Origin of the sequence: Thalassotalea sp. 1_MG-2023, from assembly GCF_030546745.1 — a bacterium.
In the GTDB taxonomy this organism is placed as follows: Bacteria; Pseudomonadota; Gammaproteobacteria; order Enterobacterales; family Alteromonadaceae; genus Thalassotalea_C.
Genome location: NZ_JAUOPD010000002.1, coordinates 18,120 through 33,845, shown reverse-complemented (window position 1 = coordinate 33,845; position 15,726 = coordinate 18,120). Strand labels below are relative to the sequence as shown.

29 protein-coding genes are annotated in these 15,726 nt (G+C 41.2%); all 29 read right to left on the bottom strand.

The window, feature by feature from the left end:
* Window positions 1–21: 21 nt before the first annotated feature.
* Window positions 22–921 (bottom strand): phosphoribulokinase, encoded by a 900-nt coding sequence (locus Q4489_RS01660; RefSeq protein WP_303476209.1) that lies wholly within the window; start codon window positions 919–921, stop codon window positions 22–24.
* Between the two features lie 126 nt (window positions 922–1,047).
* Complete coding sequence (gene rplQ, locus Q4489_RS01655) at window positions 1,048–1,455, bottom strand: 50S ribosomal protein L17 (RefSeq protein ID WP_074496175.1); 408 nt, start codon at window positions 1,453–1,455, stop codon at window positions 1,048–1,050.
* Window positions 1,456–1,496: 41 nt separating this feature from the next.
* On the bottom strand, window positions 1,497–2,486 hold the full coding sequence (gene rpoA, locus Q4489_RS01650; RefSeq protein WP_074496176.1) for a DNA-directed RNA polymerase subunit alpha: 990 nt from the start codon (window positions 2,484–2,486) through the stop codon (window positions 1,497–1,499).
* A gap of 24 nt (window positions 2,487–2,510) precedes the next feature.
* Window positions 2,511–3,131, bottom strand: coding sequence for a 30S ribosomal protein S4 (gene rpsD / locus Q4489_RS01645; RefSeq protein WP_074496177.1), 621 nt, complete (start codon window positions 3,129–3,131; stop codon window positions 2,511–2,513).
* A gap of 21 nt (window positions 3,132–3,152) precedes the next feature.
* Window positions 3,153–3,542, bottom strand: a complete 390-nt coding sequence (gene rpsK / locus Q4489_RS01640) for a 30S ribosomal protein S11 (protein ID WP_074496178.1) — start codon at window positions 3,540–3,542, stop codon at window positions 3,153–3,155.
* A gap of 14 nt (window positions 3,543–3,556) precedes the next feature.
* A complete protein-coding gene (gene rpsM, locus Q4489_RS01635; protein ID WP_074496179.1) occupies window positions 3,557–3,913 on the bottom strand; it encodes a 30S ribosomal protein S13 in 357 nt (118 codons plus the stop codon).
* A 127-nt stretch (window positions 3,914–4,040) separates the two neighbouring features.
* Entirely contained in the window at window positions 4,041–4,157 is a 117-nt protein-coding gene (gene rpmJ / locus Q4489_RS01630) for a 50S ribosomal protein L36 (RefSeq protein WP_074496180.1), read from the bottom strand.
* A 30-nt stretch (window positions 4,158–4,187) separates the two neighbouring features.
* Entirely contained in the window at window positions 4,188–5,513 is a 1,326-nt protein-coding gene (gene secY / locus Q4489_RS01625; RefSeq protein WP_303476196.1) for a preprotein translocase subunit SecY, read from the bottom strand.
* An 8-nt stretch (window positions 5,514–5,521) separates the two neighbouring features.
* Window positions 5,522–5,956 carry a 50S ribosomal protein L15 gene (gene rplO, locus Q4489_RS01620; RefSeq protein ID WP_074496182.1) on the bottom strand — a complete coding sequence of 145 codons (435 nt, stop codon included), beginning with the start codon at window positions 5,954–5,956 and terminating at the stop codon, window positions 5,522–5,524.
* A 2-nt stretch (window positions 5,957–5,958) separates the two neighbouring features.
* The gene (gene rpmD, locus Q4489_RS01615) at window positions 5,959–6,138 is read right to left on the bottom strand and encodes a 50S ribosomal protein L30 (protein ID WP_074496183.1); all 180 of its coding nucleotides are present in this window, start codon (window positions 6,136–6,138) and stop codon (window positions 5,959–5,961) included.
* Between the two features lie 5 nt (window positions 6,139–6,143).
* Entirely contained in the window at window positions 6,144–6,647 is a 504-nt protein-coding gene (gene rpsE, locus Q4489_RS01610) for a 30S ribosomal protein S5 (protein ID WP_074496184.1), read from the bottom strand.
* Between the two features lie 9 nt (window positions 6,648–6,656).
* Window positions 6,657–7,010, bottom strand: coding sequence for a 50S ribosomal protein L18 (gene rplR / locus Q4489_RS01605; protein WP_303476194.1), 354 nt, complete (start codon window positions 7,008–7,010; stop codon window positions 6,657–6,659).
* Window positions 7,011–7,019: 9 nt separating this feature from the next.
* Window positions 7,020–7,553: a 50S ribosomal protein L6 gene (gene rplF, locus Q4489_RS01600; protein ID WP_303476192.1), complete on the bottom strand. Its 534-nt coding sequence runs from the start codon at window positions 7,551–7,553 to the stop codon at window positions 7,020–7,022.
* Window positions 7,554–7,564: 11 nt separating this feature from the next.
* Window positions 7,565–7,960 (bottom strand): 30S ribosomal protein S8, encoded by a 396-nt coding sequence (gene rpsH, locus Q4489_RS01595; RefSeq protein ID WP_175573066.1) that lies wholly within the window; start codon window positions 7,958–7,960, stop codon window positions 7,565–7,567.
* A gap of 13 nt (window positions 7,961–7,973) precedes the next feature.
* Window positions 7,974–8,279, bottom strand: a complete 306-nt coding sequence (gene rpsN, locus Q4489_RS01590; protein ID WP_074496187.1) for a 30S ribosomal protein S14 — start codon at window positions 8,277–8,279, stop codon at window positions 7,974–7,976.
* 11 nt (window positions 8,280–8,290) lie between these two features.
* Complete coding sequence (rplE, locus tag Q4489_RS01585) at window positions 8,291–8,830, bottom strand: 50S ribosomal protein L5 (RefSeq protein ID WP_074496188.1); 540 nt, start codon at window positions 8,828–8,830, stop codon at window positions 8,291–8,293.
* A gap of 18 nt (window positions 8,831–8,848) precedes the next feature.
* On the bottom strand, window positions 8,849–9,163 hold the full coding sequence (rplX, locus tag Q4489_RS01580; RefSeq protein ID WP_074496189.1) for a 50S ribosomal protein L24: 315 nt from the start codon (window positions 9,161–9,163) through the stop codon (window positions 8,849–8,851).
* Between the two features lie 12 nt (window positions 9,164–9,175).
* Complete coding sequence (gene rplN, locus Q4489_RS01575) at window positions 9,176–9,544, bottom strand: 50S ribosomal protein L14 (protein ID WP_074496222.1); 369 nt, start codon at window positions 9,542–9,544, stop codon at window positions 9,176–9,178.
* Window positions 9,545–10,159: 615 nt separating this feature from the next.
* Entirely contained in the window at window positions 10,160–10,408 is a 249-nt protein-coding gene (gene rpsQ / locus Q4489_RS01570) for a 30S ribosomal protein S17 (protein ID WP_303476187.1), read from the bottom strand.
* Complete coding sequence (gene rpmC / locus Q4489_RS01565) at window positions 10,408–10,599, bottom strand: 50S ribosomal protein L29 (protein WP_074496191.1); 192 nt, start codon at window positions 10,597–10,599, stop codon at window positions 10,408–10,410. Before rpmC ends, rpsQ begins: the two co-directional genes overlap by 1 nt.
* Window positions 10,599–11,012, bottom strand: a complete 414-nt coding sequence (gene rplP / locus Q4489_RS01560; protein WP_074496192.1) for a 50S ribosomal protein L16 — start codon at window positions 11,010–11,012, stop codon at window positions 10,599–10,601. The genes rpmC and rplP overlap by 1 nt, the downstream gene beginning before the upstream one ends.
* Before the next feature lie 10 nt (window positions 11,013–11,022).
* Window positions 11,023–11,715, bottom strand: a complete 693-nt coding sequence (gene rpsC / locus Q4489_RS01555; protein WP_074496193.1) for a 30S ribosomal protein S3 — start codon at window positions 11,713–11,715, stop codon at window positions 11,023–11,025.
* Between the two features lie 11 nt (window positions 11,716–11,726).
* Complete coding sequence (rplV, locus tag Q4489_RS01550; protein ID WP_074496194.1) at window positions 11,727–12,059, bottom strand: 50S ribosomal protein L22; 333 nt, start codon at window positions 12,057–12,059, stop codon at window positions 11,727–11,729.
* An 11-nt stretch (window positions 12,060–12,070) separates the two neighbouring features.
* Complete coding sequence (gene rpsS / locus Q4489_RS01545) at window positions 12,071–12,349, bottom strand: 30S ribosomal protein S19 (RefSeq protein ID WP_074496195.1); 279 nt, start codon at window positions 12,347–12,349, stop codon at window positions 12,071–12,073.
* Between the two features lie 31 nt (window positions 12,350–12,380).
* Entirely contained in the window at window positions 12,381–13,205 is an 825-nt protein-coding gene (rplB, locus tag Q4489_RS01540) for a 50S ribosomal protein L2 (protein WP_074496196.1), read from the bottom strand.
* Between the two features lie 10 nt (window positions 13,206–13,215).
* Window positions 13,216–13,518 carry a 50S ribosomal protein L23 gene (gene rplW, locus Q4489_RS01535; RefSeq protein ID WP_074496197.1) on the bottom strand — a complete coding sequence of 101 codons (303 nt, stop codon included), beginning with the start codon at window positions 13,516–13,518 and terminating at the stop codon, window positions 13,216–13,218.
* Window positions 13,515–14,120, bottom strand: coding sequence for a 50S ribosomal protein L4 (rplD, locus tag Q4489_RS01530; protein ID WP_074496198.1), 606 nt, complete (start codon window positions 14,118–14,120; stop codon window positions 13,515–13,517). The genes rplW and rplD overlap by 4 nt, the downstream gene beginning before the upstream one ends.
* Window positions 14,121–14,138: 18 nt before the next feature.
* A complete protein-coding gene (rplC, locus tag Q4489_RS01525; protein WP_074496199.1) occupies window positions 14,139–14,777 on the bottom strand; it encodes a 50S ribosomal protein L3 in 639 nt (212 codons plus the stop codon).
* Window positions 14,778–14,792: 15 nt separating this feature from the next.
* A complete protein-coding gene (rpsJ, locus tag Q4489_RS01520) occupies window positions 14,793–15,104 on the bottom strand; it encodes a 30S ribosomal protein S10 (RefSeq protein ID WP_074496200.1) in 312 nt (103 codons plus the stop codon).
* Window positions 15,105–15,726: the final 622 nt, after the last annotated feature.

Sequence of the window (15,726 nt, the reverse complement as noted above, 5' to 3'; positions counted from 1 at the left end):
CGAGCCTACTTAACACTAGGCTCATAAATCACTCATCCAATCTAACTGCTTATTTGCTTGATGTTTTTTTGCCATAAGCTCTTTAATTAATGGCGTTAAAATAAGCTCCATCGCTAAGCCCATTTTACCCCCTGGCACAACGAGCGTATTGACTCGTGACATGAAAGCACCTTCAATCATCGACAAGTAATATGGAAACTTAACATTGTTTGCTTCTCTAAACCGAATAACTACAAAGCTTTCGTCTAAAGATGGAATAGCTTTGGCACTAAAGGGGTTAGAAGTATCTACAGTTGGAACACGTTGAAAGTTAATGTGTGTTTTTGAAAACTGGGGAGTTATGAAAGAAATATAATCTTCCATACTTCGTACTATGCTTGCTGTTACGGCTTCCCTGCTATGTCCTCTTTGGTTAGTATCACGAATAATCTTTTGGATCCATTCAAGGTTTACTATTGGCACCATGCCAATCAACAGATCAACATATTGGGCAACGTCATTAGTTTCAGTAACAACGCCACCATGAAGACCCTCATAAAACAATAAGTCTGTGCCTTCGCCGAGATCTTCCCATGGGGTAAACGTGCCAGGCATTTGATTATAAGGTACAGCTTGATCAAAGGTATGTAAGTACCTTCTCATTTTACCTTTACCTGTTTCTGAGTAATCTTTAAACAGCTTTTCTAAGGCGTCAAAGTCATTTGCTTCATCACCAAAGTAACTTATTCTCCGTCCTATCTCCTTTGCTTTTCTTTTTTCTAGATCCATTTCTTGTCGAGAATAGCGGTGAAAGCTGTCACCTTCTACTTTGGCAGAAGTTATATCTAGAGAACGAAAAATATGTTCAAAAGATTCAGATGTCGTTGAAGTTCCCGCACCTGATGAGCCTGTTACTGCAATGATCGGATTTCGTGAAGACATAGCGTAAACCGGAAAAAGAATGAGCTAAAAGTTATACGGATAAATTAAGCTAAGATCAACTTTTTAGCCAACAGAAAACAAAAAAGCGAGGCATTGCCTCGCTTTTTCATCTGAAAGCTCAACTAGTTAAGCTTCTGCACTTGCTTCTTCTGTCTCTTCAACTACTTCTTCAGTTGCTGGACGATCAACAAGTTCAACGTAAGCCATAGGAGCTTTATCACCAGTACGGTAACCGCATTTTAAAATACGAGTATATCCACCTGGACGTTCTTGGTAACGAGGACCAAGTTCGCTAAATAATAAACCTACTACTTCTTGATTACGTGTACGAGCAAACGCTAAACGACGATTTGCTACACTGTCGGTTTTGGCCAAAGTAATTAATGGCTCAACAACGCGACGTAATTCTTTAGCTTTAGCAACCGTTGTTTTAATAACACCGTGCTTTACTAAAGAACTTGCCATATTGCGGAACATCGCTTGGCGATGACTGCTATTACGGTTTAACTGGCGACCGCTTTTACGATGGCGCATAAGTTAATCCTTATCTCAAACTAATAAAAATGATGACCGACTTAGTCGTTATCAGCAATGCTTTCTGGTGGCCAGTTTTCTAGGCGCATACCTAGAGATAAGCCACGAGACGCTAACACGTCTTTGATTTCAGTCAGAGACTTCTTACCTAAATTAGGTGTTTTAAGAAGTTCGACTTCTGCACGCTGTACTAAATCACCAATATATTGAATCGCTTCTGCTTTTAAGCAGTTCGCAGAACGAACAGTAAGCTCGAGGTCATCAACTGGACGAAGTAAAATTGGATCGAAAAGAGGTTTTTCTTCTTTCGGTTCAACTTCTGTTACATCTCGTAATTCAACAAATGCATCAAGCTGTTCAGCAAGAATTGTTGAAGCACGACGGATTGCTTCTTCTGGATCTAACGTACCGTTAGTTTCCATATCTATGATTAATTTATCTAAATCTGTGCGTTGTTCAACACGCGCAGAATCGACATCATAAGCAATACGAACAACAGGGCTGAAAGAAGCGTCAACAAGTAAACGACCAATTGCACGATCTTCATCTTCGGCTTCGCGGCGAGTAGAAGCTGGAACGTAACCACGACCCATTTCTACTTTGACGCGCATACTGATAGAACCGTCACCAGTTAAGTGACAAATAACATGTTCAGGGTTTGCAATAGTTACATCACCGTCATGTTGAATATCAGCTGCCGTAACAGGGCCTTCACCTGACTTAGTTAAGGTAAGAACTGCTTCAGTTTTGCCTTCTAAACCTATCGCTAGTCCTTTAAGGTTTAACAGTATTTCGATGATATCCTCTTGAACACCTTCTTTACTACTGTATTCATGTAATACGCCGTCTATCTCAACTTCAGTAACGGCACAACCCGGCATTGAAGATAATAAAATACGACGTAAGGCATTACCTAAAGTGTGACCAAAACCACGTTCAAGTGGTTCTAAAGTAACTTTAGAACGGGTAGCACTAACAGTTTCGATGTCTACCATTCGTGGTCTTAGAAATTCGGTTACAGAACCCTGCATTATGTCCTCTCTTAAAGTTCAGCTTTACTTAGAGTAAAGTTCTACTATCAACTGTTCATTAATTTCAGCAGATAAATCTGAACGATCAGGAACACGTTTAAATACGCCTTCCATTTTCTTATTATCTACTTCAACCCAGACTGGCTTTTCACGTTGCTCAGCTAATTCTAAAGCAGCAATAATACGTGCTTGAGTCTTAGATTTTTCACGAACAGAAACCACGTCTTCAGCTTTAACAGTGAAAGATGGAATATTTACAACTTTACCGTTTACTACGATCGATTTGTGACTTACTAATTGACGCGCTTCAGCACGAGTACTAGCAAAGCCCATACGATATACAACGTTATCTAAACGCTTTTCTAAAAGTTGTAACAAGTTTTCACCTGTATTACCTTTTAAGCGTGCAGCTTCTTTGTAATAGTTACGGAATTGTTTTTCTAATACGCCATAAATACGACGTACTTTTTGCTTCTCACGAAGCTGAACACCATAGTCAGACAAACGACCGCGACGTGCGCCGTGCTGACCTGGGATCATTTCGAATTTACATTTAGTGTCAATTGCTCGAACACCGCTTTTAAGGAATAAATCGGTTCCTTCACGGCGACTAAGCTTTAACTTAGGACCTAAATATCTTGCCATTTTCTTTCTCCAACTATCCTATTAAACGCGACGTTTCTTAGGAGGACGACAACCATTATGAGGAATAGGTGTTACGTCAGTAATGTTGGTGATTTTAAAACCAGCAGCATTTAAGGCACGGATTGCAGATTCACGACCTGGACCTGGACCTTTAACGAACACTTCAATATTCTTCAACCCAAACTCTTGTGCAGCTTTACCCGCACGGTCAGCAGCTACCTGAGCAGCAAACGGAGTAGATTTACGTGAACCACGAAAACCTGAACCACCTGCAGTTGCCCAAGATAATGCATTACCTTGACGGTCTGTAAGAGTTACGATTGTGTTGTTGAAAGAAGCATGGATATGAGCCATGCCATCAGCAACTTGTTTTTTCACGCGTTTGCGTGAACGAACTGGAGTTTTAGCCATTTTCTATCCCCTCGCTACTTCTTTATAGGTTTACGAGGACCTTTACGGGTACGCGCATTTGTTTTCGTGCGCTGACCACGTAGAGGAAGACTACGACGGTGGCGAATACCACGGAAACAGCCTAGGTCCATCAAACGTTTGATGTTCATTGAAACTTCACGGCGTAAGTCACCTTCTACAGTGTACTTATCCACTTCTGCACGAAGCAAATCGATTTGTGCTTCGTCTAATTCACTGATCTTTGTAGATTCTGCGATACCAGTTGACACGCAAATTGCTTTTGCGCGTGTTGCTCCGATACCGTAAATCGCAGTAAGGGCAATTACTGCATGTTTACGATCAGGGATGTTAATGCCAGCGATACGGGCCACTAACACATCTCCTATATTTAATTAATTAATAACCACAGGTTGAAAAGCCCGTTAGGATACTCAACCCGCCCATCTTTTGCAAATTAAAGTGTCATTAATTCGCAAAATCAATGACACTTCAAAAAGATTAACCTTGGCGTTGCTTATGCTTAGGGTCGGTCTTGCAAATTACTCGAACAACACCAGCACGTTTAACAACTTTGCAGTTACGGCAAATCTTTTTTACGGATGCACGAACTTTCATTTTCTACTCCGTTAATTAACGTCAGCAAACTTATCGGCCGTAGCCTTTAAGATTTGCTTTCTTAAGTACGCTGTCATATTGATGAGACATCAAATGCGTTTGTACTTGAGCCATAAAGTCCATAATAACAACAACAATGATCAGTAACGATGTTCCACCGAAGTAAAACTGTACATCCCATGCAATCATCATAAACTCAGGAACCAAACAGATAAAGGTAATGTATAACGCACCAGTTAGGGTTAAGCGTGTCATTACTTTATCTATATACTTTGACGTTTGTTCACCAGGACGAATCCCAGGAATAAACGCTCCGGATTTTTTCAGGTTATCTGCGGTTTCACGCGGATTAAATACCAATGCCGTGTAAAAGAAACAGAAAAATATTATCGCAGCAGCAAGTAGCATAACATACAGCGGTTGACCTGGAGAGATCGCAATGGATAACTCCTGTAGTACGTCCGCTATCATACCTTCACCTTGTCCAAACCAACTCGCAATAGAGCCAGGGAATAACAAGATACTAGAAGCAAATATTGGTGGTATAACACCGGCCATATTCACTTTTAGTGGTAAATGCGTACTTTGTGCAGCAAACACTTTTCTACCTTGTTGGCGCTTAGCGTAGTTAACAACGATACGACGTTGACCACGTTCAACAAATACTACGAAAAATGTTACTGCAAAAACGATTACCGCTATCAACAATAATATTAAAGGGTTAATTTCACCTTGACGCGCCATTTCTGCCGTTTGACCAACAGCTGATGGCATACCTGCAACAATACCAGCAAAAATCAAAATTGAGATACCGTTACCAATACCTCGTTCTGTGATTTGCTCACCTAACCACATTAAGAACATGGTGCCAGTGACTAGCGATACAACAGCGGTAAAGTAAAAACCAAACCCTGCATCCATAACTAAACCAGGCATCATGCCCGGCAAGCTTTTAGCAATCGCTATTGATTGTACCGTTGCAAGTACTAAAGTACCGTAGCGCGTATATTGGCTTATTTTTCTACGCCCTGCTTCACCTTCTTTTTTAAGCTCTGCCATTGTCGGGTGAATCACCGTTAATAGCTGCATAATAATTGAAGCTGAAATGTAAGGCATAATACCTAAAGCCAATACAGAGGCACGCTCAAGTGCACCACCAGAGAACATGTTAAACATTTCTACAATGGTGCCCTTTTGTTGTTCAAACAACTGAGCTAATACAGCGGCGTCAATACCAGGGATTGGCACAAATGATCCTAGTCTAAACACGATAAGTGCTAATAGTACGAACCATAATCTTTGTTTCAATTCAGACAAACCGCCTGAACTTTTGTTATCCATTCCTGGTGTAGCCATAACCTGTATTATTCCTCGATCTTGCCACCAGCAGCTTCAATAGCTGCACGAGCACCTTTAGTAACACCTAAACCACGAATTGTCACAGGTTTTGTGATTTCGCCCGAAAGCATAACCTTAACTGTTTCAATGTTACGTGTGATTAAGTTTGCATTTTTAAGCGCGTAAATATCTACAACATCCGCATCTACATTGTTTAATTCGTGTAAACGAACTTCAGCATGTACTAATGCTTTGCGAGACGTAAAACCGAACTTCGGTAAACGTTGTTTTAATGGCATTTGACCGCCTTCAAAACCTGGACGAACACTACCACCAGAACGTGACTTCTGACCTTTGTGACCGCGACCAGCTGTTTTACCTAAGCCAGAACCAATACCACGACCTACGCGTTTCTTGGCTTTCTTAGCGCCTGGTGCAGGAGATAAAGTATTTAAATGCATTATTAATCCTCCACCTTAATCATGTAATGTACTTGATTGATCATACCACGTACAGATGGAGTATCTTCTAACTCAACTGTATGATTGATACGACGTAAACCAAGACCTTTCAATGTAGCTCTATGTTTCGGTAAACGACCGATAGAACTTTTAACTTGAGTTACTTTAACTGTTTTAGCCATGGTAATTACCCCAAGATCTCTTCAACGCTCTTGCCACGCTTAGCTGCAACAGTTGCTGGCGATTTCATATTCGCTAGCGCTGAAACAGTAGCACGTACTACGTTGATTGGGTTAGTAGAACCGTATGCTTTAGACAATACGTTCTGTACGCCTGCAACTTCTAGTACTGCACGCATCGCGCCACCGGCGATGATACCTGTACCTTCTGACGCAGGTTGCATGTAAACTTTAGAACCAGAATGACGACCCTTAATAGGGTGTTGAAGAGTTGTACCCTTCAAGTCAATTGTTACTAAGTTACGACGAGCCTTTTCCATTGCTTTTTGGATAGCAGCAGGCACTTCACGTGCTTTACCGTAACCAAAACCAACGCGGCCATTACCATCACCAACTACTGTTAGTGCTGTGAAACTGAAAATACGACCACCTTTAACCACTTTTGAAACGCGGTTTACAGCAATCAATTTTTCAGCTAAATCACTTTGTTGTGTGTTTTCTACATTAGCCATCATAAACTCCTAGAACTGAAGGCCAGCTTCACGAGCTGCTTCAGCTAACGCTTTCACGCGACCGTGGTAACGGAAACCTGAACGATCAAATGCTACAGATTCAACACCTTTAGCTTTTGCACGTTCTGCGATTGCTTTGCCAACAGCTTCAGCTGCCGCAACGTTACCTGTTTTTTCAACTTGTGCTTTCACTTCTTTATCTAAAGTTGAAGCAGATGCTAAAACTTCAGAACCAGTTGGAGCGATAAGTTGCGCGTAAATATGGCGAGGAGTACGGTGAACGACTAAACGATTCGCACCCAACTCGCTGATTTTTGCACGTGCACGCTTTGCACGGCGTAAACGAGATGTTTTCTTATCCATCGTATTACCCTACTTCTTCTTAGCTTCTTTACGGCGTACATATTCATCGCTATAACGAATACCTTTACCTTTATAAGGCTCAGGCTTACGGTATGCACGAATGTTCGCTGCAACTTGACCTATCAACTGCTTGTTAGCACTTTTCAGTACGATTTCAGTCTGACTAGGAGTCTCACATGTAACCCCTTCAGGGATTGCATGATCTACTGGATGTGAAAAGCCTAAAGAAAGGTTTAAAACCTTACCAGCAGCTTTTGCACGGTAACCAACACCGTTAAGAATCAATTTCTTTTCGAAACCTTTGCTCACGCCAACAACCATATTGTTGATGTTAGCACGTGCAGTTCCGGCTTGAGTCCATGCTTCTTTACTTTCTGCAGCTACATCAGTTTTGATAGAGTTCTCTTCTTGAGAAACTTTAACAAGACCGTGAATAGTTGTAGATAGTTCTCCAACAGGACCTTTAACTGTGATGTCTTGGCCTGATAACGTAACAGTAACGCCAGCAGGAACTTCGACAAGTGCTTTTGCAACACGAGACATAATTTAGCTCCTTACGCTACTGTACCAAGGATTTCGCCACCTAGACCCGCTTTACGAGCGTCGCGATCCGCCATCAAACCTTTAGAAGTAGAAACGATAGCGATACCCATACCAGCTAGTACTTTAGGAAGCTCAGTAGCTCCTTTATAAACACGTAGGCCAGGACGAGAAACACGTTTAATTGTTTCAATTACTTCTTTACCTTCAAAATATTTCAATTCTACAGTTAATTCTGGTTTAACATCACCAGACACTGAATAATCTGAAATAAAACCTTCTTCTTTAAGCAAGTTAGCAATAGCAACTTTAAGCTTAGAAGATGGCATTGTTACTGCAGCCTTTGCTGCAGATTGACCGTTGCGGATGCGTGTAAACATGTCCGCGATAGGATCAGTCATCATAACCATTTACTCCCGTGAATTACCAACTAGCTTTCTTAAGACCAGGAACTTCACCGCGCATCATGTGCTCACGTAATTGAATACGGCTAAGACCGAACTTACGTAAGTAACCATGTGGACGACCCGTCACGTTACAACGATTACGTTGGCGTGATGAACTTGAGTCACGTGGTAAAGTTTGAAGTTTTAAAACGGCATCCCAACGCTCTTCTTCAGAAGAGTTAACGCTTGAGATGATTTCTTTTAAAGCACGACGCTTTTCAGCGTACTTTGCAACTAGTTTAGTGCGATTTGCTTCACGAGCTTTCATTGACGATTTAGCCATAACTCTACACCTTATTTCTTGAACGGAAAGTTAAAGGCAGTCAGCAAAGCATGACCTTCTTCATTAGATTGCGCAGTAGTAGTGATAGTAATATCCATACCACGAATCTTATCGATTTTATCATAATCGATTTCTGGGAAGATGATTTGCTCTTTCACGCCCATGCTATAATTACCACGACCATCGAACGACTTAGGGTTCAAGCCGCGGAAATCACGAATACGAGGAACTGAGATAGAGATTAAACGCTCTAAAAATTCCCACATTCTTTCGCCGCGTAAAGTTACTTTTGCGCCAATAGGATAGCCTTCACGGATCTTAAAGCCAGCAACAGATTTGCGTGCTTTAGTGATCAGAGGCTTTTGACCTGAGATTGCAGTAAGATCATTTGTGGCAGCTTCTAAAACCTTTTTATCGGCAATTGCTTCACCAACACCCATGTTAAGGGTGATCTTTTCAATCCGAGGGACTTGCATGACACTTTTGTAATCAAACTTCTTTTGAAGTTCAGCTACAACTGTATCTTTGTAAAAATCATGCAGTTTCGCCATCGTTTACTCCAATTAAAATTAAACTAATTCGTTATTAGATTTGAAAAAACGAACTTTTTTGCCGTCTTCAATTCTAAAACCAACACGATCTGCCTTGCCAGTAGCAGGGTTTACGATCGCAACATTAGATACGTTTATAGGTGCTTCTTTTTCTACGATGCCACCAGCTTGCTGTAACTGAGGTACAGGCTTCTGATGTTTCTTAACTAAGTTAACACCTTCTACAAATACTTTGCTGTCTTCAACAAGAACTTTAGTAACTTTACCAGTTTTGCCCTTGTCTTTACCTGCAAGTACGATTACTTCATCATCACGACGAATCTTATTTGCCATTATCGTGACTCCTTATAGTACTTCTGGTGCAAGTGACACGATTTTCATGAACTTTTCAGTTCTTAATTCACGTGTTACCGGCCCGAAAATACGAGTACCAATTGGCTGTAAGTTTGCATTAAGCATTACAGCCGCGTTGCCGTCAAAGCGAATGGCTGAGCCATCCTGGCGACGAACGCCCTTTTTAGTGCGCACCACTACCGCATTTAGTACATCACCTTTTTTTACTTTGCCGCGAGGAATTGCTTCCTTCACTGCAACTTTGATGACGTCACCTATGCGTGCATAGCGACGGTGCGAGCCACCAAGGACCTTAATACATTGCACGCGTCGAGCGCCACTGTTATCAGCAACGTCTAGCTGTGTTTGCATTTGGATCATTTTATGTGCTCCGCTGTTATAAAATTCAAGGCCAGAAATTTGACCCGTCACTGCCTTTAAAACCCATCCGTTATTCGGAGGGCGCGAGATTATAACACCACTTATTTCAAATTGGTACTTTAAATAAACAATTTTCTTTACTGTCGCTGAGAAAATTTAAGGTGTGTTTTTTGAAAGCTATTTCTATGTCATTTATAGCGCAGGAATGACACGGTTTACTTTCCGTAAAAATAATTAAATTAACGTTTACTATATTCATCAACTGTATGAACTTGCACCAGTTTAACGCCCTCAACACTGACAGGTATTATGGTAATTTTATGAATACTCATCAAAGAGATAGTGGTGATTCATCTTAGTTTCAACCCCATAGTCATTCGTCTCGTTTTATTTTTCTTTATGAAGTGAATAATTCACTTAATAAAGATTATAGTAATTGAAGGGTCCGGTACTTTAATGGTTCAAGAAAATTAAACAAGAATAAATAGTTACGGGATAGCTTTTAATAATAATTAGTGAATAAAAAGGCAAGGTTTGCTAATTAGTAATAAAAAAGGCTCTACTATCGCTAGCAGAGCCTTTTATATTGTACTTATTGTGATGTTAAGTCAGCAATTACGCTTTTTCAACAACGTCTACTAAAGTCCAAGATTTACTCTTAGAAATAGGAGCACATTCACGAATAGTTACAACATCACCCGTATTACACACGTTTGATTCATCATGCGCTTTCAACTTAGTTGAACGCGAAATGAATTTACCGTAGATAGGATGCTTAACACGACGCTCGATCAGGACAGTGATAGACTTATCCATTTTGTCACTGATTACACGACCTTGTAGTGTACGAATTTTATCGCTCATTACTTACCAGCCTTCTCAGTTATGATAGTCTTAACACGCGCAATATTGCGACGTACCGTTTTTAGCAAGTGAGTTTGTGCTAACTGACCTGTGCTTGCTTGCATGCGATAGTTAAACTGTTCGCGCATAAGCTCAAGTAATTCAGCATTCAACTCTTCAATGCTTTTATCTTTTAATTCGCTAGCTTTCATTACATCACCGTTCTAGTTACGAAGGTTGTTTTGAACGGAAGTTTAGCTGCTGCTAAAGCAAATGCTTCACGCGCTAACTCTTCTGATACACCTTCCATTTCATAAAGAACACGACCTGGTAGAATTTGACATACCCAATATTCCACAGAACCTTTACCTTTACCCATACGAACCTCAAGAGGTTTCTTGGTAATTGGTTTGTCTGGGAATACGCGGATCCAGATTTTACCTTGACGCTTAACGTGACGTGTCATTGCACGACGTGCCGCTTCAATCTGGCGAGCAGTCATACGACCACGCTCAACAGATTTAAGGCCGTAAGTACCGAAGCTTACAGTGCTACCAGTGTTCGCAAGACCACGGTTACGCAATTTAAATTGCTTACGGAATTTAGTACGTTTTGGTTGTAACATTACTTATCCCCTACTTGCTCTTGCGGTTGTTTCTTTTCTTAGGTTTAGCTGGGGCTTCTACCTGTGCAGGCATACCACCAATTACTTCACCTTTAAAGATCCAAACTTTAATACCGATTACACCATAAGTAGTGTCAGCACGTGCAATTGAATAATCAATATCTGCACGTAAAGTGTGAAGAGGTACACGACCTTCACGATACCACTCTGAACGAGCAATATCTGCGCCGCCTAAACGACCGCTAACTTCTACTTTGATACCCTTAGCACCTAAACGCATAGCGTTTTGAACAGCACGCTTCATTGCACGACGGAACATAACACGACGCTCTAATTGGCTCGCGATGCTGTCAGCAACTAATTGTGAATCCATTTCTGGCTTACGTACTTCTGCAATATTAATTTGTGCAGGTACACCAGCGATTTTAGATACTTTTACACGTAATTTTTCTACGTCTTCGCCTTTCTTACCGATAACAACACCAGGGCGAGCCGTGTGAATTGTTACGCGGATAGATTTAGCTGGACGCTCAATCACGATTTTTGATAATGATGCACGCTTAAGTTTTTCAGATAAATATGCACGAACTAAATGATCGCCGTGTAAGTTATCTGCAAACTCTTTGCTACTTGCAAACCAAGTAGACGCGAAAGGTTTAGTGATACCTAAGCGAATACCATTTGGATGGACTTTTTGACCCATTCTAATATCTCCTAGCTATCAGCAACAATCACAGTAATGTGACTTGTACGCTTAAGGATACGATCCGCGCGACCTTTCGCACGAGGCTTAATACGCTTCATTGTAGGACCATCGTCAACCATAATGGTTTTAACGAATAAATCATCAATGTCTGCACCTTCGTTATGCTCTGCGTTAGCAATCGCTGAGTTAAGTACTTTCTTTACTAATACAGCAGCACCTTTGTTGCTGTACTCTAAGATTTCCAAAGCTTTCTCAACGTGTAAGCCGCGGATTTGATCCACAACTAAACGTGCTTTTTGAGCAGAACCACGGGCAAATTTATGTTTAGCAATAGCTTCCATTTAACTTCCCCTTACTTCTTCTTCGCTTTCTTATCAGCAGCGTGGCCGCGATAAGTACGTGTTGGTGCAAATTCACCTAATTTGTGACCGATCATTTCTTCGGTTACAAATACAGGAACGTGTTGACGACCATTATGGACAGCGATAGTCAATCCGATCATATTAGGTATGATCATTGAGCGACGGGACCAAGTTTTGATTGGCTTTTTATTCCCGCTTTCCACCGCTTTCTCTACCTTCGTCAACAAGTGTAGGTCAATAAAAGGACCTTTCTTGAGAGAACGTGGCATGGTGATTCCTCTTTAATTAATTAAGCACTAATTACTTAGTACGACGACGTACGATAAATTTATCTGTACGCTTGTTCTTACGAGTCTTATAACCCTTAGTTGGTACACCCCAAGGAGATACCGGATGACGACCGCCTGAAGTTTTACCTTCACCACCACCGTGAGGGTGATCAACTGGGTTCATGGCTACACCACGAACAGTTGGGCGAACACCACGCCAACGATTAGCACCTGCTTTACCCAAAGAGCGAAGCATGTGTTCAGCATTGCCGATTTCACCTAGAGTTGCACGACAATCTGCTTCTACTTTGCGCATTTCGCCAGAGCGAAGGCGTAAAGTTACATAAGCACCGTCTTTTGCAACTAACTGAGCGTAAGTACCCGCCGCACGAGCGATTTGAGCACCTTTGCCAGGCTTAAGTTCAATTGCGTGTACAACACTACCTAATGGTGCGTTGCGCAATGGTAATGTATTACCTGCTTTAATCGGTGCATCTGCACCAGACTGTACTGCATCACCAGCTTTTAGGCCTTTTGGCGCTAAAATGTAACGACGCTCACCGTCTGCATATAATACTAATGCAATATTAGCTGAACGGTTTGGATCATATTCCACACGTTCTACTTTTGCAGGGATACCATCTTTAGTACGCTTAAAGTCGATTACGCGATAGTGATGCTTATGACCACCACCAACGTGACGAACAGTAATACGGCCCGTGTTATTACGACCACCAGACTTAGAGTTTTTCTCTAAAAGAGGTGCGTAAGGCTTACCTTTATATAGGTCCGGGTTAGTCACTTTTATTACGTGGCGACGACCCGGAGAAGTTGGTTTACATTTAACAACTGCCATTTTGCTTCTCCTATGCTTCTGCGCCAACGAAGTCGATGTCACTACCTTCAGCAAGAGTTACATAAGCTTTCTTCCAGTCACTACGACGGCCCATACGAGCTCCCGTGCGCTTAGCTTTACCCTTAACATTTAAAGTACGAACACCGTCAACTTTTACGTCGAAAAGTTTCTCTACTGCCGCTTTGATTTCAGCTTTCTTAGCATCAGTGGCTACTTTGAAAACAATCGTGTTGTTTGCTTCTGCAGTCAATGTTGCTTTTTCAGAAATGTTTGGTGCTAAAAGCACTTTTAACAAACGTTCTTCGCTTATCATGCTAACATCTCCTCGATTTGCTTAACCGCGTCAGCAGTCATTAATACTTTTTCGAAACCAACTAAAGAAACAGGGTCAATCGCTTGTACGTCAACAACGTCAACTTTGTATAAGTTACGAGCAGAAAGGAATAAATTCTCATCTACTTCTGGTGTAACAATTAATACATCTTTAAGCTCTAAACCTTTTAACTTAGACACTAAGTCTTTCGTTTTAGGTGTATCTACTGAGAAGTCATTTACAATCACTAAACGTTCTTGACGAACTAACTCAGATAAGATGCTTTTGATCGCACCACGATACATTTTACGGTTTACTTTTTGGCTGTGATCTTGAGGACGAGCAGCAAATGTAACGCCACCTGTTCTCCAAATTGGACCACGAGTTGTACCAGCACGCGCTCGACCAGTACCCTTTTGACGCCATGGCTTCTTGCCACCACCGCTAACTTCAGAACGGTTCTTCTGCTTAACAGTACCTTGACGAGCACCTGCTGCATATGCAACAACTACTTGGTGTACTAAAGCTTCGTTGAACTCACGTCCAAAAGTTGCTTCTGAAACTTCAAGAGCGCCTGACGCGTCTTTTAATGCTAATTCCATCAAAATTCTCCTCAGACGTTAGGCTTTTACAGCTGGCTTGATGATTATGTCAGCGTTAACGTGACCCGGAACTGCACCTTTAATAAGAAGCAAGTTACGTTCAGCATCTACGCGAACTAATTCAAGGTTCTGAGTAGTAACTTTCTCAGCACCCATGTGACCAGACATTTTTTTGCCTTTAAATACGCGACCTGGTGTTTGACATTGACCGATTGAACCGTTTGAACGGTGAGACAATGAATTACCATGAGTCATATCTTGAGTACGGAAATTCCAACGCTTAATACCGCCTTGGAAACCTTTACCCTTTGATGTGCCTGTCACGTCAACTAAATTTGTGTCGTTGAAAATCTCAACTGTGATTTCACTACCAGCAGCTAAATCAGCACCTTCACCGTTGTTTAAACGGAATTCCCACAAACCACGACCAGCTTCGATACCTGCTTTCGCAAAGTGACCTGCTGTAGGTTTGTTAACACGGTTGGCTTTTTTAGTACCCGTAGTAACTTGAATCGCTGAATAACCGTCGTTGTCTACAGTTTTTACCTGAGCAACTCGGTTGGCTTCAACTTCTAGGACTGTAACTGGAGTAGATGCGCCATCTTCAGTGAAGATACGAGTCATACCAACTTTACGTCCGACTAGACCGATAGTCATGTCTAAAACCCCCTATTAACCCAAGCTAATTTGAACGTCGACACCAGCTGCTAAGTCTAAACGCATTAATGCATCAACAGTCTTATCAGTAGGTTCTACGATATCAATTAAACGCTTGTGAGTACGGATTTCGTACTGATCACGCGCATCTTTGTTAACGTGTGGAGAAATCAAAATAGTGAAACGCTCTTTGCGCGTAGGTAATGGAATTGGACCACGAACCTGTGCACCAGTACGTTTAGCAGTATCAACGATTTCTGCTGTAGATTGATCAATCAAACGATGATCAAACGCTTTCAAACGAATGCGAATTCTTTGATTTGACATTTATCAAATCCCCTAATAAAAGAACGAACAAAGTACAGCCCATCTCCTTTCTTATTGAGAAAGGGGGGAGTACCGATTAAATCATTCAACTCCAAATCGGAGTTGCTGTAGAGCTATAAACCTAAAGGCTTCTAGCTAAACCCTGCAGGCAAAGCCAAAACAAGAGGGCGTATTATACATAAGCATAAAAAAAGAGCAACGGTTAATTTACATTACCTTATTTGTTCATTGTTAACAGTATTTTCCTATGTGTTAAATTGTCAATTACCGCTTTATTCCTTATTGCCTAGCTGGTTTTGGCATTGAGTTTTCAAGGTAAGTGATTTAAATTGATAGGGCTTTAAATAAGAACCTAATTATAAGTTCCCTGTTCAATTGACGCCAAAATCTCGGTCCTAATTTCGCTTAACATTTGTAAATCGATATTTAATGTAAAGCTAGGTAATCGAACGGCTGGCCCGTCAATTAACAACACCTTTTTCTTATTATTTCTCATTACGACTATCTTAACGGGCTTTCTAAATCGAGGTTTAAAAACCGGTTTGCTATTAACCAAATATTTCTACTCTTCGACTTTCCCTTTTATTTTTGTGATGAGTCGTTCTTTGGAAGAACCAACCTG